The sequence below is a fragment of the Candidatus Palauibacter sp. genome, from assembly GCF_965222475.1.
In the GTDB taxonomy this organism is placed as follows: domain Bacteria; phylum Gemmatimonadota; class Gemmatimonadetes; order Palauibacterales; family Palauibacteraceae; genus Palauibacter.
In genome coordinates, this window is the sequence record NZ_CBDCUB010000001.1 from 647666 (window position 1) to 664900 (window position 17235).

The 17235-nt window shown below is 68.3% G+C and carries 12 protein-coding genes; 6 read left to right on the top strand and 6 right to left on the bottom strand.

Annotated elements, in window-relative coordinates; all coding sequences use genetic code 11:
- Positions 1–78 precede the first annotated feature (78 nt).
- A complete protein-coding gene (locus ACOQPP_RS02795) occupies positions 79–672 on the bottom strand; it encodes a UGSC family (seleno)protein (RefSeq protein WP_419165658.1) in 594 nt (197 codons plus the stop codon).
- Positions 669–2039 (bottom strand): thioredoxin, encoded by a 1371-nt coding sequence (locus ACOQPP_RS02800; RefSeq protein ID WP_420635841.1) that lies wholly within the window; start codon positions 2037–2039, stop codon positions 669–671. The genes ACOQPP_RS02795 and ACOQPP_RS02800 overlap by 4 nt, the downstream gene beginning before the upstream one ends.
- A gap of 694 nt (positions 2040–2733) precedes the next feature.
- Between ACOQPP_RS02800 and ACOQPP_RS02805 the strand changes: the two genes are divergently transcribed.
- From ACOQPP_RS02805 to ACOQPP_RS02820, 4 genes are all read left to right on the top strand, one after another.
- The gene (locus ACOQPP_RS02805) at positions 2734–4071 is read left to right on the top strand and encodes a hypothetical protein (RefSeq protein WP_420635842.1); all 1338 of its coding nucleotides are present in this window, start codon (positions 2734–2736) and stop codon (positions 4069–4071) included.
- Positions 4072–4433: 362 nt separating this feature from the next.
- Positions 4434–6155: an amidohydrolase family protein gene (locus ACOQPP_RS02810; RefSeq protein WP_420635843.1), complete on the top strand. Its 1722-nt coding sequence runs from the start codon at positions 4434–4436 to the stop codon at positions 6153–6155.
- Entirely contained in the window at positions 6152–7552 is a 1401-nt protein-coding gene (locus ACOQPP_RS02815; RefSeq protein ID WP_420635844.1) for an amidohydrolase family protein, read from the top strand. Before ACOQPP_RS02810 ends, ACOQPP_RS02815 begins: the two co-directional genes overlap by 4 nt.
- Positions 7549–8961, top strand: a complete 1413-nt coding sequence (locus ACOQPP_RS02820) for an amidohydrolase family protein (protein WP_420635845.1) — start codon at positions 7549–7551, stop codon at positions 8959–8961. Before ACOQPP_RS02815 ends, ACOQPP_RS02820 begins: the two co-directional genes overlap by 4 nt.
- A gap of 53 nt (positions 8962–9014) precedes the next feature.
- Here ACOQPP_RS02820 and ACOQPP_RS02825 read toward each other — a convergent pair whose 3' ends face one another.
- Together ACOQPP_RS02825 and ACOQPP_RS02830 are read right to left on the bottom strand one after the other, a co-directional pair.
- A complete protein-coding gene (locus ACOQPP_RS02825) occupies positions 9015–10052 on the bottom strand; it encodes a redoxin domain-containing protein (RefSeq protein WP_420635846.1) in 1038 nt (345 codons plus the stop codon).
- Between the two features lie 70 nt (positions 10053–10122).
- Complete coding sequence (locus tag ACOQPP_RS02830; protein ID WP_419165665.1) at positions 10123–10476, bottom strand: peptide chain release factor-like protein; 354 nt, start codon at positions 10474–10476, stop codon at positions 10123–10125.
- 119 nt (positions 10477–10595) lie between these two features.
- On the opposite strand from ACOQPP_RS02830, the gene ACOQPP_RS02835 reads away from it, so the two are divergent.
- Complete coding sequence (locus ACOQPP_RS02835; RefSeq protein WP_420635847.1) at positions 10596–11126, top strand: PH domain-containing protein; 531 nt, start codon at positions 10596–10598, stop codon at positions 11124–11126.
- A complete protein-coding gene (locus ACOQPP_RS02840) occupies positions 11116–12705 on the top strand; it encodes a PH domain-containing protein (RefSeq protein WP_420635848.1) in 1590 nt (529 codons plus the stop codon). The genes ACOQPP_RS02835 and ACOQPP_RS02840 overlap by 11 nt, the downstream gene beginning before the upstream one ends.
- Before the next feature lie 36 nt (positions 12706–12741).
- On the opposite strand, the gene ACOQPP_RS02845 is transcribed toward ACOQPP_RS02840, so the two are convergent.
- Together ACOQPP_RS02845 and ACOQPP_RS02850 are read right to left on the bottom strand one after the other, a co-directional pair.
- Entirely contained in the window at positions 12742–15018 is a 2277-nt protein-coding gene (locus ACOQPP_RS02845) for a redoxin domain-containing protein (RefSeq protein ID WP_420635849.1), read from the bottom strand.
- Complete coding sequence (locus ACOQPP_RS02850; RefSeq protein ID WP_420635850.1) at positions 15015–17231, bottom strand: redoxin domain-containing protein; 2217 nt, start codon at positions 17229–17231, stop codon at positions 15015–15017. Before ACOQPP_RS02850 ends, ACOQPP_RS02845 begins: the two co-directional genes overlap by 4 nt.
- Between the last annotated feature and the right edge of the window lie 4 nt (positions 17232–17235).

The window sequence follows — 17235 nt, forward strand, 5'->3', positions numbered from 1 at the left end:
GCCAGATGGAATGACAGGTGCCGGGAGAAGCGCGATCTCACCGGTTCACGCTTGCGGTTCCTCGCCTGGAAGCAAGGGTCATGTAGACGTGGAGGTTCCACGACCGCTGCCCGGGATCGGTGGTCTATCGGCCGGAGCCGTGATCATCGAGAGGATAGAGTCGATCGCGTTGTCTGCCAGCTGCTCGAGTTCCGCCCTGGTGCGGTTCTGGATCGGGTGCGGGACCCACACGATGCCGGGGTGGAAACCGAGGGAGCGCGACTGGCTCTCGACGGCCTCCGCGAACTCGGTCGTGACGACGAAACAGCCGGGGATCCCTCTCTCGTCCAAGTCCTTGAGGTCGTGCAGACCGCACGACGTGCAGGACCCTCAGTCGGCTAACGCCTGGACGACGACGTTTGCCTCCGTCGCGATGCGCTGCAGGAGTTCGACGGGGGCGCGCCGGGCGTTCGTCGGCTTGTCGGTGCGGATCGTCTCAATGCCGCGCGCGTCGAGGCGGGTCTTCAGGTGATCGAGGAACTCGTCGCTGCGGAGCTTCCCGATCCCTTGTAATGCTACGACCCGGCCCTCGAGGGAGTTGGGCGGCACGAGTCGCGGCCGCATCTCCGAGGCCAGTTCGGACGTAGGGTCGTGCAGGATAATCGCCGGGCCTGCGGGGGACGCGGAGGTCATGTCTCGATCTCTTTCGTCACGGGGTGCGATTCCTGCCAGGCGCGGCCGCCGGGCCAACCGGCGAGGATGGCGGAGTACAGTCCGGCCGCGCCGCCGGCGCGGGCAAGGAGCAGTCCACCGGGCGGGAACTTGGGCACCTGGCGTCGCGTCTCTGACTCCGGGACGCCCTCGGCCAGCCAGCCCGCGCCGCGCGCGACCTCGCTCAACGGCCGCGTTGTGGCCTCCAGCAGCGACTCGGTGATCCGCGCCCGGTCCCAGCCCGCCTCCCGGTAAATGGCGTAGTGCTCGGGCGACAGGAGGAGCACGGCGTGCGCCCACTCGCAGATCTTGGGGTGGCAGACGGCCAGGAGGCATGTGGCGAGCGACGAGGTCAGCTCCTCGGGCGTGCGCGAGCGCTGGTCCATGATCCCCTGCACCCCCTCGCCCTGGAAGAGGGTGACGGCGCTGGCCCCCCGCGGGACGCTGCGTGACACGGAGAGCGGCTCCCACTCCTCGTCCGACTCGTCTTCGGCGAAACAGAAGGTGTACTTGCTGGGTGCGCCGAAGGTGGATCGGTCGATCTCCCCGGGCCGCCCGCCGCCCACGTTGCGCACGATGAGGTTGAGGGCGCGTCCGATCGTGGCGTTGGCCCGGTTCCCCTGGCCCAGGACGTTGAGCCCGGAGTTCATCCCGATGCGGCGGGCGATGGGGCCGTTGACGATGATGAGGGGCGCCGTGAAGCAGGTGCTGCACAGGATCCCGTGCAGCGTGAAGTCCGGATCGAGCGCGGCTTCGAGCGCCGCGATCACGACGGGCATGTACTCCGGCTTGCAGCCCGCGAGCACGGCGTTGATCGCCACCTTCTCCACCGTGCACTCGGCGTAGTCCGGCGGCACATCGCCCACCACTTCGTCGGGGGCCCGACTCGTGCCCGCGAGCATGCGCAGAATCCGTTCCGGGGTCGGCGGGATCACAGGCAGCCCGTCGGTCCATCCGCGGTCGTAGCACGCTTCCACGGCGTCCGCATGCGGCTCCAGCGCCACCTGCCGTGCCCGGAGCCCCGTCTCCCCGAAGCGTGCGCGCAGGCGTTCCTCCGCACCCGGTTCGACCGAGAGGGAGCCGCAACCCGGACGGAACTCGGGAAGCTCCGCGCCGAGATCCGGCGTTGCCGTCAGCGCGCGCCACTCCTCGCGGTTCCAGCCGAGGGCGCGCCCCGTCTCCTCCCCATCCTCGAAGCGCACGAGGGTAGGGACGGTCTCGATGTCGAGGCGGAAAGAGTGCTCGAGCCGGGTGTCGTCGGCCACGCCGTGCACCGCAGGGGGAAACGCCGGATCATCCTGGCTGAAGACGGTGACCACGTCAGCGTTCCCCGCGAGTCGTTCGAGCACCGGCTCGACCAGTCGACACGTCGGACAGTCCCGCTTGACGAAGACCGCAAGACCCTCTTGCGGGAGCGGCCTGGGCTTCATGCAACAACGCTAACGGGTCGAACCGGTCCCGCCAACAACGATGCCCCTCTTGTACTCCTCATGCCCTTGTGCAGCCCGGGATGCGATGGCGACTCCGCGCTCGCCTTGGGCGCGGAGAACGACTCTCCGATTCCGCCCACCAATCGAGAGTGCGCTTGAAGGGCCTGTGTCCGTTCCGCACCACAACGGCAACTCTTCCTTGAAGCACGCGCCCCTGGTCCCGGCCGGCGACATGGCCCCGAGGGTTCCCCCGCGCTGAAAGCGGGAGACAGAGCGGGACACGCCTCGTCGGATCCACCAGGGAGGAGGATTACTTGCGCTCGGGCGGCGAAGTCTCGAGACTGCATATGGATAGCACCTCTACATAAGTCGGTCTACAACTGCCTCACGGTGCCCGTTCAGGGGTTAGACGGAGGAATCGGAAATGCAGCACCGGAATCCAGCGCGTCGTGTAGGTCGTCTGTTTCTCACCGCCGGTATCGGCCTCGTTGCCGCTTGCGGCGAGGATCCAATGACCCCGACCCCTCCTCCTCCCCCGCCGCCCAGCGCACCGCCGACGGTCCGACCGGTGCCCGCCCAGGCGATCTGGATTGGCGACACCGTTGAGTTAAGCATGACCACCTACTTCACGGACCCGGAGGGCGAGGCCCTGACCTTCCGGGCGACGTCGTCGGACGACGGCGTCCTGACCACCGCTCTAGCCGGCCCTGCGCTAACTCTGGAAGCCGTGGGCGAGGGTTTGGCCGACGTGACGTTGAGCGCCCGCGATTCGGACGGCCAGGTCGCCGTGACAGCGTTTCGGGCCACAGCGGAGTACGGCGACTCGGCTTCGGTGGCCGCACCTGTGACGCCAGGCGAGACGATAACCGCCGAATTGGGGCCCGAAGACAACGATTGGTTCGCGGTCACGGTCCCGACGGACGGCTTCCGGCTGAGTATGAGCACGGAGGGCGAGATCGACACTGCGGGGACCCTGCAGGATTCGGCGGGCACGGTCCTCGCATTCAACAACAACTCCGCCCAGGGTGACGGTTTCCGCATCGTGCGGCAGCTGTACGCCGACCGAACGTACTATCTGCTCGTCCGGGGATTCAGGGGCGCCACGGGGAGTTATTCGCTGATTCTGGAGGAGGTGACGGAGTCCGACGACGATCACGGCGACTTGCCCCTGACGGCCACGCCGACGGCCCTCTTGGGTATGGCGCACGGCGTTCTGACACCCTCGGACATCGATATCTTCGAGATCACAGTCCCGGCGGACCACCGGCTGCTTGCGTACACGACGGGCGCTACGGACACGTATGGGCATCTGTACGACGCGGACGGCGCAGTCATCATCAGCGATGATGACTCGGGGCCGGGCAACAACTTTCGGGTCACCGCGGACGTGAGTGCCGGGACGTACTACGTGGGTGTCCGGGGGTTCCACGACAGCGACGGGGAGTATACACTGAATCTCGAGGAGAGAGAGCCCGACGATCACGGCAACGGGATCGTGACGGCCACGACCGTGTCGGTCGGCGATACGGTGCACGCGAATCTGATCCGGGACGACCAGGATTTCTTCGAGGTCGCGATCCCGTCGGACAGCTTCCCGCTGCGGGTATTCACGGAGGGCACCTCAGACACCTATGGGCATCTGTACGATGCGGATAGCGACGAGATCGCGAGGAATGATGACGACGGCGCAGGGACCAACTTCCTGATCGACGAGACCCTGGCTGCCGGGACGTACTACGTGATGGTGCGTGGGTACGAGGGCCAACCGGGGGACTACACGCTGATCCTGGGGGAGGGGGGCGACGCGGACGCCGATCGCTTCCGAGATCCCTTCGGAGGGGTTCCCAAGGCGATGCCCGAGGCGGTCCAGAAGGACCAGGAGGTTTTCCCGGGTCGTTTCCCGCGGCTGCGGCAGGGAAGAGCGAGGCGGCCGGGTACCATGTTTCGGTAGTCCCGGTTTCCCGCAACTGGCCGGGCGGCTTGACCATCAGGCCGCCCGGGGGCTGAATTGCCCACGGGTGAGGGTGGTGCCACACGCCCGTGCGTCGCCGTTCCGACCCTTCGAGCGGGTGCGCCCCCGGCGACCCATCTCTTCCGACCTCCCGGCGATCAGGAGCCTCGTCAACCTAAGGATGCAGCACGCCGCCGGGTTCCGTCGAGCGCCGCCGCGTCGCCATGATGACGCCGTTGACGACGGCCGTCACTGAACGGAGATTCTCGTCCGCGTGTTCTCAAGAGACACGCTGGGAAGGATCCGCCCAACCACGGGGACGGATCCTCAACGATGGACCCACTGGGAAGGAAGTACCTCTGATGAACCGAACCGCACTCGCGCGCCGATGGGCGGGCGGGGTGGTCCCGGGCCTGCTCCTCGCGCCGCTGTTCGGGCTCGCCGTCCCGGCGCCCGCGGCCGCGCAGTACATGCCGAGCCAGACCCCGGTCCCTCCCCCGTTCTTCGCCCTCCAGAACGCGCGCATCGTGACCGGCACGGGCGCCGTGATCGAGAACGGCACCGTCGTCGTCGCCAACGGCCTGATCGAGGCTGTCGGCGCCGATGTCGACGTCCCCGGCGACGCCTGGGTCATCGACGCCTCCGGCCTGACCGTCTACCCCGGCCTGTTCGACGGCCTCTCGCAGGTCGGGATGATCTCCCAGGGAGGCAACGGCGGCGGCGGCGGCGGAGGCGGAGGGGGCAACCCCTTCCTCCTGCTCGCGCAGCAGGGGAACCAGCCCCGCACCGTGAGGCCCGAGGACCGCCCGGCGACCAATTCGTGGCTCAACGCCGCCGACATGCTGGACCCGGACTCCGACGCGATCGCGACTTGGCGCAGCGCCGGGTTCACGAACGCCCTGGTGGCGCCGGACGACGGGATCGTCACCGGGCAGGGCGCCGTCGTGAACCTCGCGGGCGGCGCGCAGGAGATGGTCGTGAAGGCGCCCGCGGCGCTCCGCATCACGATGAGCGGCGCGGGTGGGTTCCGCAGTTTCCCGGGCTCGCTGATGGGCGTGATCTCCTACGTTCGGCAGCTCTATCTGGACGCGGAGCACAGCCGGCAGTACGAGGCGCGCTACATGGCGAACCCGAGCGGGCAGCCGCGACCCACCTACGATCGGGCGCTCGGCCCGGTGCAGGCGGCGATCGCGGGGGGCTGGCCGACCGTCATGCCGGCGAACGAGGTGCGTGAGATCCGCCGGGCGATCAAGCTTGGGCGCGACACGGGCGCCCGGCCGGTCCTCGCCGGCGGGCACGAGGCCTACGAAGTGGCCGACGAGATCGCGGCCGCCGGGGTCCCGGTCCTCGTCAATGCGGACTGGCCGGAGCGGAACCGCGACGTGGATCCGGAGGCCGAAGAGTCGCTCTCGTCGCTCAAGCGGCGGGCCTACGCGCCGACCACGCCGGCCCGGCTCGAGGAGGCAGGCGTGGAGTGGGCCTTCTACAGCGGCTCGGCCGGCAGCCCACGCGCGCTTATGAACAACGTACGGACCGCGATCGAGAACGGGCTCACCGAAGAGGCCGCGCTCGACGGGCTCACCGGCGCGCCGGCTCGGATCTACGGCGTGGACGCGATGCTGGGCTCCGTCGAGGCCGGGAAGATCGCCAACCTCGTCGTGACCGATGGCCCGCTGTTCGACGAGGACACCGAGATCCGGATGGTCTTCGTCGACGGCCACAGGTTCGAGGAAGAGGCGCCCGAGCCGCGGCCCACGGAGGCGCCGGCGGTCGACATGAACGGCACCTGGCTCCTCTCCCTCAACAACGATTCGCAGGAAGCGACGGCCGAACTCGAGGTGTCGGAGGACGGCACGATCAGCGGCGTCATCCAGGGCGAGCGCGGTGAGCAGCGGATCGTCGACGGCTGGGTGAGCGGCAACGAGTTCAGCATTACGGTGACGGGCTCGATGGCGCCGGGGCGCGAGGTCGAGATCGTCTACACCGGCACGGTCGAGGGCGATTCCATCGAAGGCAACGCCTCGGTCGAGGGCAGGTTCAACATGGACTTCACGGGCACGCGGCCCGGGGGAGGTGTCCGATGAGACACAGCATCAAGCGGGTCGGTGCCGGGTGGCTGACGCTCGGCCTCGGGCTCGGAATCCCGGGCGGGATGGCCGCGCAGGAGCAGCCGATCCTCATCAGGGGCGCGACGATCCTCACCGCGGCGGAAGCCGGGAAGATCGAGGACGGCGCCGTGCTCTTCCAGAACGGGCGGATCGTCGCCGTGGGGCCTTCCTCCGAGGTGGAGGCGCCCTCCGACGCGGTCGTGATCGACGGGACGGGCAAGTTCGTGACGCCCGGGATCATCGACGCCCACTCACACATCGCGGCCGACGCGATCAACGAAGGGGCGGTCTCCGTCTCCTCCATGGTCTCGATCCACGATGTGATCGACCCGACCGATATCGCGATCTATCGCGAGGCGGCGGGCGGCACGACGACGTCGCACGTGATGCACGGCAGCGCGAACCCGATCGGCGGGAACAACGCCGTCATCAAGCACCGCTGGGGCGCGAACGCGCAGGGCCTCCTGTTCCAGGGTGCTCCGCCGACGATCAAGTTCGCGCTCGGCGAGAACCCGAAGCGGGCCGGCAGTGCCACGATTCCCGGGCAGGAGTCGCGCTATCCCGCCTCGCGCATGGGGGTGATGGACGTGATCCGGCAGGCCTTCATCGAGGCCACCGAGTACAAGGCGGAGTGGGACGCCTATCGCGCGCGGGTGGCCGGCGGCGAACGGAACGCGATCCCGCCGCGCCGGAACCTGACCATGGATCCGCTGGTCGAGATCCTCGAGGGTACGCGCTACGTCCACGCGCACAGCTACCGCGCGGACGAGATTCTGCAGCTCATGCGGGTGGCGGAGGAGTTCGATTTCCGCATCCACACCTTCCAGCATGTGCTCGAAGGCTACCGCGTCGCCGACGAGATGGCGGAGCACGGGGCCCACGCCTCCACCTTCTCGGACTGGTGGGCCTACAAGATGGAGGCCTACGAGGCGATTCCCTACAACGCGGCGATCATGACCCGGCGCGGGGTTGTCGTCTCCATCAACTCCGACAGCGGGGAAGAGGGACGGCACCTCAATCAGGAGGCGGCCAAGACGATGAAGTGGGGCGGCCTGAGCGAGGCCGAGGCGCTCGCGCTCGTGACGATCAACCCGGCGATCCAGCTCATGATCGACGACCGGGTGGGGTCGCTCGAGGAGGGGAAGGACGCGGATGTCGTCCTGTGGGAGAACTATCCGCTCTCCTCCTACGCGAAGGTTCGCACGACGTATATCGACGGCGAAATCGTGTTCGATATCGACGCGGACATGGCGATGCGCGCCGCGATAGAAGCGGAGAAGGCGGAACTGCGAGAGATGCTCGGCGAGGCCGGCGACTCCGGAGATTCCGGAGACGAGCGCGATCCGGGCAGGCGGTCGGGAGGTGGACGATGACTCGTAGATCCGGAAACACCCTCGGGAACAATACAGACGACAGGATCGACACCATGGTGAAGTCGATAATCGCGACCGCGGCGGTCCTCGGAGCTGTCGGACTTGCCCTGCCGGCCGAGGCCGTCGCGCAGGAGGGGGGGACGTTCGCGGTGCGCGGGGCCACGATCCACACGGTGGCGAACGGCGCGATCGAGAACGGGACGATCATGCTCAGGGGCGGCCAAATCATCGCGGTCGGGCGCGACGTCGAGATCCCGGCCGACGCCGAGATCATCGACGGGGAAGGGAAGCACGTCTTTCCCGGGATGATCGACGCCTTCAGCTCGCTGGGGCTCACCGAAGTCGGAGCCGTCGCGGTGACGAACGACGCGAGCGAACTGGGCCGCTGGAACCCGCATCTCAACGCGCATACAGCGATCCACCCGGCGAGCGAACACATCCCGGTCGCGCGCGCGAACGGGATCACGCACACGATGGCCGCGCCGGGCGGCGGCGGCCGCTTCGGCGGTGGCGGAGGCTCCGGCATCCAGGGCCAGGCGACCCTGATCCATCTCGACGGCTGGACGGTGGAGGAGATGGAGATCGAGAAGACCGCGGCCATGGTCATCGGATGGCCCACCCTCTCGGCCGGCGGCGGCAGGTTTGGCGGCTTCGGCGGCGGCGGGGGAGGGCGTTCCTTCCGTCAGGCGCAGGAGCGCTTCGACGAGGAAGTCGCGGAGATGGACTCGTGGTTCGTCGCCGCGCAGCACTACAAGCAGGCGGTGGAGTCCGGCTCGGACCGCGTGGAGCGTAACATCCAGCTTGAGCACCTCTCGCGCGTCCTCGACCGCGGGATGAAGGTCATCGTGCGTGCGAACGGCTGGCGGGAGATGGAGTCGGCGATCGAGTTCGCCGAGAAGTGGAACCTGGACCTCGCCATCGCGGGCGGAAACGGTGCGCGCGAGATCGCGGGCACGCTGGCCGAGAAGAACATCCCGGTGATTCTGGGGCCGGTGCAGCGGCTGCCGCAGGGTGAGGACACCGGGTACGACGATCCCAACACGCTGCCCGGTGTGCTCCACGATGCCGGGGTCGAGATCGCCTTCGCGACCTTCAACTCGGCCGACTCGCGGACGCTGCCCTACGAGGCCGCCAACTCCGTGTCGTGGGGGCTTCCGCAGGACGCCGCGCTTGAAGCCGTTACGCTGGCGCCGGCGCGCGTGCTCGGGGTCGATGACCGGTTGGGGTCGCTCGAGGTCGGCAAGGTCGGCAACCTGATCGTGACGGACGGGGATCCGCTCGAGATCACCACCGCGATCGAATGGGTGTTCATCAAGGGCGTGCCGTCCGACCTGGACAACAAGCACCGCAGTCTGTGGGAGAAGTACGACAACCGTCCCGCGCGGCGGGCCGTCACGACGACGACCTGACCGGCAAGCGTAGCGGGGGTCCGTCAGGGCTCCCGCTGCGCGCAGTTGTCGATTCAGCCGTCGGTATCGACCATCGCCTGACGGAGGGCCTCCACGCGCCAACCAAACTCCTCGGCGAGCCCTCCCGTGGCGCCGCATTGTACGTACCGGACCTGGCCTTTCTCATCGGCGAAGAGGCTGAACGGCCAGCCCCGAACGCCGACCCGAGCCGAGTAGTCGCCGTTCATGAGGACCTCGAAGTCCAGCCCGCGTTCGTCCATGAACTCCATGGTTTCATCCCGGTCCTTCCTGTTGCCCCGAGAACCGTGGATTGACAACACGCGCACGTCGGGATCTTCCGCGTAGCGCCGGGCGAACTCCCGAAAGTCGGGCAACTCGGGGATGCAGGGTGGACACCATGTGCCCCAGAAGTGCAGGACCACGATCTTGTCCTGGAGGTCGCGCGAGTCGAGCCGTCCGCCCCCCAGGCGGCGAAGCCTGAACCGGGGATAGGGCTCCGTATCCTCGATGCGTCGGCTCAGAACCCGGTCCCGCCGCTGCTTCGCGGCGATCACATCGAGCGTCGAGAGGTATGATTCGACCCCGTCCCGAGACCCATTCCGGCGCTCGTATAGTGCTTCGGCCGCTCCGCCGGATGCGTTCTCCCCATGCGTAACGAAACCGATCCCCGCCACGTAGGCTGCCTCGGCCCTTATCAGCCACTCGTTTGCCGTCGCGGGGTCGCCCGCCGCCTGGAAATCGTCCGCCAGCGCCTCGTACACCTGGCCGAGGCGGTAGTAGGCCCGCGTATTGGTGGGGTCGGCTTCCAGCGCCAGGCCCAGCGTCTCGACCGCCTCCTGCCACGCACCGGCCTCATAGTGACCCCAAGCCACTTCGTCGAGGGAAGCGCCGAGCCTCGCTTGCGTGCGGCTCTCGCCTCCGAGGGCGCACCAGTCCGGCGCAATCTCGACCGCATCCAAGTCGTGGAAGGGCACGACACCCGCGCCTCCGTCCGCGCCCGGCAGGAGACAGAGGAGGGGGATCCCCACCCAGCGGCCCGCGCCGCCCAGCCGGAGCCTCGGTCGCATCACAACCTTGTTTCCGGGCGTCATTGGCATCTCCTCCAGAGTCCCGATACTCCCAATATTCAAGCTAGGCGGGGCATCTGACGGGCAGCAAATCTCAGGCCTCGTCGGTGCCCGGGCGACGGCGCTGCTTCTTCGTGAGAGAGCGGCGCCGTTTCTTGTCCAGCCGCTTCTCGTGGGCCGCTCGCGGCGTCTTCGTGGGGCGGCGGGGCGGTCGCACCCGCTCGCGATCTTCCAGAGCGGTGCGCAGCCGGGCAAGGGCGCGGGCTCGGTTGCGGTGCTGGCTGCGAGAGTCGCGGGCGGTCACGACGATGCCGCTCGGGTGGTGTGTGAGCCGGACGCCCGACTCGGTCTTGTTCTGGTGCTGGCCGCCCGGCCCACCGGCCCGGAACGTCTCGACCTTGCACTCGGCGAGAAGCTCTTCGTCGCTGCGTGACTCCGGGGAACTCACCGACGCCTCCTCTCGGGCCGTCGCCTACCTTGCCGACCTCGATCTCCGACACGGGAACCGCGCGAATGCCGTAACTTGGGGCCATGAACGAGTCGACGCATCGCTTGCCGCCCGAGAACTTGCTGCCAACGATCCCCGAGCCCGCCTCCGTCGGGATCGCGGACGGGGTGCGGCGCTCGCTCGATCCGCGAGCGATTCCCCTCCACCGAGTGGTCGGCTGCATCGTCACGGCTTGCGTCTCGCTCCCGCTGGGGGCGGCTGTCGGCGTGCTGTGGGGGGTCTTCGGCCCCCCGGCGGGCGTGGCTGCGCTGCTCGTGGGCACCTGGGCCACGATCACGGGCGCGCTCGGCTGGTGGCTACACAAATGGCCGGTGCTCCACCACCGCCACGCCTCGTACACCGTGAACCCGGACGGCATCGAGATCCGGAACGGGGTCGTGTGGCGGAAAGCGATCAACGTGCCGCGCTCCCGCGTACAGCACACCGACGTCTCGCAGGGGCCGCTCGAGCGGCGCTACGGGCTCGGGACGCTCGGCATATACACCGCCGGCACCGACTACGCGAAGGTGTCGCTCGACGGACTCGCCCACGAGACGGCGCTCGAGATCCGGGATCACCTCCTGCCGCTCGAGGGCGCCGATGCCGTCTGAGAGGCCGGAATCGGCGCAGCCGCGAGACCCGTCCGAACACCGGCTGCATCCGCTGTCGATCGGGTTCCTGCTCTGGGGCCAGATCCGGCGAGCCATCCTTCCGCTGATCTTCGGCGCCGCGTCGGCCCGCTTCGTGGGCGGCGTGGGGATGCGAACGGTCTTCCTTGTTGGTCTCGTGCCCTTCGCCCTGGCGTCGGTCGTCCGCTACTTCACGTTCCGCTATCGCTACGAGGCCACGGAACTCGTGATCCGGAGCGGTCTTTTCTTCCGGCGCGAGCGCCACGTGCCGTACGCCCGGATCCAGAATCTCGACGCGGTGCAGGGCGTCCTCCACCGCCTGTTCGATGTCGTCGAGGTGAAGATCCAGACGGGCGGAGGAGACGAGCCGGAGGCGACGATGACGGTTCTGCCCCTGTCGGTCCTCGATGTACTCCGGCAGCGCGTTCTCGAGGGGAGGGAGGGGGCTGTCGGCGGCGCACCGGAGCCGTCACCGACGGAGACCGCCGGCGGTCCAGAGGCGGCGGTCGACCCGGCACCCGCCGGCGTTGAGGGAGCGCGGACACTGCTGCACCTCCCGCCACGGGAACTGATTCTCCACGGCTTGATCCAGAACCGGGGCATGATTCTCATCGCGGCGGCGTTCGGCGTCGCGTGGGAGACCGGGCTGTTCGAGAGGCTGACGGAACCGTTGGTGGACGACGAGTCCGCGGTGCCCCGCCTGATCGAGGGCTTTGCGGCGGACGTCACGGGTGCGGGGGTCGTCGCCGCGGTCATTGCGGCGGTCGCTCTGGTCATCGGCCTCCTGCTGTTCGCACGGCTGCTGTCGATGGCGTGGGCGCTCGTCCGGCTCCACGACTATCGCGTCGTGCGCTCCGAGGAAGGGCTGCGAACCACGTTCGGCATGCTTACGCGCGTGGCGGCGACGATCCCCCTGCGCCGCGTCCAGACGGTCACGATCCACGAGGGGCCGCTCCACCGCTGGGCCCGGCGCGTCGCCGTCGGAGTTCAGACCGCGGGCGGCAAGCAAGCCGGCGAGGAGGACCCCCGCCGGCAGCGGCTCGCGCCGATCCTCCGGCGAGCGCGTCTCTGGACCTTCCTGCGTGAGGTCATGCCCGAACTTGGAACCGACGAGCCGCGCTGGGAGCCCGTTTCGCCGGGCGCGTTCCGGCGGGTCGTGAAGGAAGCGGCCTTCGTCGCGACGCTGGTTGCGGTCCCGTCCTATTTCTTCTTCGGAGCATGGGGCGTCGCGATTCACGCCGCCTTCCTCGCGTGGGCGGAGCTCTACGCCCGGAAGTACGTGGACCACCTCGGCTGGGCGCTCAAGGACGACATGGTCTGGTTCCGGAGCGGCTGGCTGTGGCGCCGGACTACCGTGGCCCGGTTCGCCAAGATCCAGGTGGTGGCCCTGCGCGCGACGCCCTTCGACCGACTCCGGGGGATGGCCCGACTCAGGGTGGACACGGCCGGAGCCGGAGCGGCCTCGCACAAGGTGGAGATCCCCTACCTGCCCCTGGGCACCGCCCGCGAACTGCGGACCCTCGTCGCGGCGGAGGCCGCCCGGACCGAGTTCCGCTGGTAACGCGAGGGCGGGAGTCCTCGCCCCTGTCCGTTCAGTTCAGGGGCGGCCGTCGGACGCCTCGTGGAGGGCTTCGACGCGCCACGTGAACTCCTCGTCCAGCTTCATCGTGCTGCCGCGCTGGACGAACCGGATATAGCCGGCCCGGTCGACAAACCAGGTCGTCGGCCAGCCCGCTACGCCCGCCCGCTGGACATATCCGTCATCGACCAGCACCTCGAAGTCGAAGTTGTTCCGTTGGAGGTACTCCTCGACGACGTCACGGGACGCGTCGTTGCTGATCGAGAGTACGCGGACATGGGGGTCATCCCGGTACCGGAGGTCGAACTTCTGGTATTCCGGCATCTCCACGACGCAGGGACCGCACCAGGTCCCCCAGAAGTGAAGCACGGCGATCTTCCCTTCGAGTTCCGCCGAGTCCACGAGCGAGCCGTCGAGCCGGGCGAGCTGGAACGGCTCGTACGTCCCGGTGGCCTCGACGCGGGCTTCGAGGATCCGTTCCCGCCGTCGGAGCCGGTCACGCTGGCCAAGCGTCGCCAGGTACTCTTCGATCCCGGCGCGGCCCCCTTCCCGCCGCTCGTACAGCGCCTCGATTGCGGCTTGATTGGGATTCTCGCCTCTGCGGGCGTTCGCGAGGCCCGCGATATAGTGATCTTCCGCCCGATCCAGCCATCTTGCGGCTACGTCCGCTTCTCCAGGCTCCCGCTCCTGCGTCGCGAAGTGCTCGTAGACCTGGCCGATGTGATATCGGGCCTCGCGATTGCGTCCCTCGATCGCCAGTGCACGCTCGAGTACATGACGCCCGTCCTCGGCTCGCCCCGCCTTGAAGTAACCCCACCCCATCGCGTCGTATACCTGGCTCAGCTGGAAGCGCAGCTGTTCCTCGAACTCTCCCTCGGTCCTGAATAAGTGCCGATCCATCGACACCGCATCCACCACCGTCTGCAGACCGCTGCGCGCGATCTCGGCCGCCTCCCGCGCGTACGGCGTATGATCGGCCATGGCGGCCGCCCCGATCCCGAAGGCGTTGACAGGATAGGCGCGTTCGTAGGTGGCGAACCCGCGGACGGCCTCGGCGAGCGGTTCGGCCGGCACCGGGTCCATCGAATTCAACGCCTCAAAGAGGATGCTGTACGCGCGGGCCCTGTATTTGTTCGCGTAGATTGGACGGTCGAGATACCGGTCGACGGCATCGCGAACAACCTTGAGTTGCGCCCGGAAGGCGGGCGAATCGTGGCCTTCCTCCCGGTACAGCCGGACCATTGTGTCGCCGGCCTCCAGGTATTCGTTCTGGTAAATCAGCGTCGCGCGAAGGCTGTGGGGGGCGCGCTCGACGACCCGTGTCTCGAGTTCGGCCGCCTTCACGCCGTCTCCCAGCCTTCGATACGCCTCCGCCATCGCATACAGACCCCGGGCGGTCTCGGGAGCCGCGTTCACGAACTCGGCCATGCTGGCCTCGACCGCCGGACGCCGCTGCTCCGCGGGCAGGCTCGATCCCGCCAGGATCCGCCAGTGCAGGGAGCGCGCGTCCCCGGATCCGGGCGTGCGCGCCAGAGCCCGCTCGACAAGATGGAGCGCTTCCTCCGCCCGGTTGGCCCTGAACAGGTTCTCCGCCGGACGCAGGTAGCCGTCGATGTGATCCGGCCACCGGTCCCGCAGCTCCGCATAGCTGGCCATGCTGGAGTCCGCCCGGGTCGGATCACCGAGTTCGTATCGGGCTTGGGACGCGATCTCGGCCCGCATCGCCAGGATCTCGGGCGCGGCGAGGGTGGCCGAATCGAGCGTGCCGAGGAATGCGAGGAGATGTTCCGCGCCGCGCGCTCGAATGGACTCGATGTGCGCGGCGAGAAACTCCGGGCGGGGTGAAGCCGCCCATGCCCCCAGGCTGGGCTCGGAGGCGGCCGAGTACTCCCTCTCCGCGAGATAGGCGAGGGCGCGGACGTAGAGACCCCAAGGGTCGTCCTCGTCTTCCGAGAGGATGCGATCTGCCTGCGCGTGAAGTTCCCTGAACAGCCCCCAGCCCGCCAGTTGACGCGCGTAGAGCGCCCGCAACTCGCCGTCATCGGGAACGCGCGCGACCCACTCCTCGCCGAACGGCAGACCGGCCTCGAAGGTGCGGAGCCGCGCATGGTCCCTGAGTTGGGCCTTCGCCGCTTCGAGTTCCGCCGCCGAATGGGGCGGCGGAGCGCTCGCGTCCTCACATCCGCACACGATGGCGAGGATGACGACGGGTCCAGCCCACCGTCCTGCCCCCCCCGGGCGACCGGATATTCGGATCCGCCCGAGGAGCCGCCGCGCCGCGAATGTCAGCCTCACGGGGTGCCGGTGTCCTCCCGAATCGCCTCTACGCGCCACGAGAACTCCTCGTCGAGCTTCATCGTGCTGCCGGTCTTTACGAATTGCACGTAGCCTTCCCGGTCCACGAACCAGGTCGTGGGCCACGCGGACACGCCCGAGCGGTTCACGTAGCCGTCATCCACCAGCACGGTGAAGTTGAAATTGTTCTTCGCGAGGTACTCCTCGATCACGTCGGTCGCCTTGTCGTTGCTGATCGAAAGCACCGCGACCTCGGGGTCGTCGCGATAGCGGGCGTCGAACTTCTGGTATCCGGGCATCTCGGCGATACACGGCCCGCACCACGTCCCCCAGAAGTGCAACACGGCGATCTTCCCCTCGAGGTCCGCCGAGTCTACGAAGTCGCCGTCCAGCCGGGCGAGCTGGAACGACTCGTAGGTCCCCGCCGCCTCGACCCGCGACTCGAGGATGCGCTCGCGGCGCCGGATCCGGTCGCGTTCATCGAGCGTCGCGAGGTATTCCTCGATCCCGTCACGCGTCCCGCGACGACGCTCGTACAACGCCTCGAGTGCCGCCTCGTTCAGGTTCTCTCCTCGCGTTCCGCCGAACCCGGCGATATAGGAATCCTCGGCCCGGTCCAGCCACTCGACCGCCTGCTCTTCGTCCTCTCTCTCCTCGGCCTCGGCGGCCAGGTGCTCATACACTTGACCGACGTGGAACCGGGCCTGCCCGTTCTCCGAGAGGACCAGCGCCCGCTCGAGCGTGTGCCGTGCGTCCTCGATCCGCCCGGCCTTGAAGTAGGCCCAACCCATCCCGTCATAGACGCCGCTTAGAGAACCCCGAGCCGCCTGCTCCAGTTCGCCCTCCGTGTCGAAGATGCTCCGCAGCCTCCGGACGTAGTCGATCGAAGCCGTAAGCCCATTGCGCGCGAGTTCCGCGGCCTCCTCGGCGTACGGGGTGTGGTCGATCATGGCGCGCAGGGCCGTCCCGTAGGTGATGTGGGGATTCAGTCGTTCGTACTCCACCAGTCCCCTCACCGCCTCGGCCAGTTCCTCCGCCGGGATCGGGTCCATGTCCTGAAGCGCGTAGAAAAGGTCGATGTAAGCGCCGCCGAGGTAGGTGTCATCGTAGTGTGGCCGTTCGAGGTACTCGTACACGGCGTCGCGGACGACTTCGAGTTGGGCGCGGTACTCGGGCGAGTCCTCGCCGTGGTCCTCTCGAATCCGACGCAATTCCTGGCTTGGAGCCCGCGCCTGACGCAGGTAGACGAGCGATGCGTGACGGCTCGTGGGATCCCGTTCCACGATCGCCGCTTCGAGTTCCCGCGCGCGCTGTTCGTCTTCCAGATCGCGGTACATGGCCGCCAGCGCGGAGAACCCCCGTACAGATTCGGGTGCCGCGTCCTGGAACTCGGCGATGCTCGCCTCGACCGCCGGCCGCCGCTCATCGGCCGGAAGCACTTCCGACTCGAACAGAATCCACCAGTGCCACTGCCGCACGTCCACCGAGCCCGGGGAAAGGGCTACCGCCTGTTCGATCAGCGGCAGCGCCTCTTCGGACCGATTGGCGCGGAAGAGATCCTCGGCCGGACGCAGGTAGCCATCGACATGATCCGGCCACCGCTCCCGCATCTCCGTGTACGTGGCGAGGCTCGAGTCCGCCCAGGCGGGATCCTCGCGCCGATACCGCGCCTGGTTCTCCAACGCGGCCCGCGCCGCGAAGAGTTCCGGCGTGTCGCGAGTCTCCGCGTCCAGGGTTTCAAGGAAGTCGAACGCCGCTTCGAAGTCACTGTAGCCGAGCACCTGAAGGTACGTGGCGGCGAATTCCGGAAGCGGTAACGCCTCCCAGGCCCGGCGACTTGGCTCTACGGCTGGATCCCAGTCACTCCCGGCAAGATGTCCAAGCGCCTGGATATGGAGGCCCCAGGGGCTGTCCGGATCGTCGGTGAAGACGGCGTCCGCCTGTTCCCGGATCTCCCTGGACAGCCGCCAGCCCGCGAGCTGTCGGGCGTAGAGCGCCCGGAGTTCGGCATCGTCCGGGGCGCGCGCGACCCATCCCTCGCCGAACAGGAGACCGGTCTCGAACGTACGGAGCCGCACATGATCCCGAAGCTGGGCCGTGGCCGCTTCGAGGTCCTCGGCCGTGTAGTCGGGTGACGCGCCGCAACTCGCGTGCGCTGCGCAGGCGAGCAGGAGTCCGACCCGGAGGGCGGACCGTGGAGATCGGAGCGACATGATG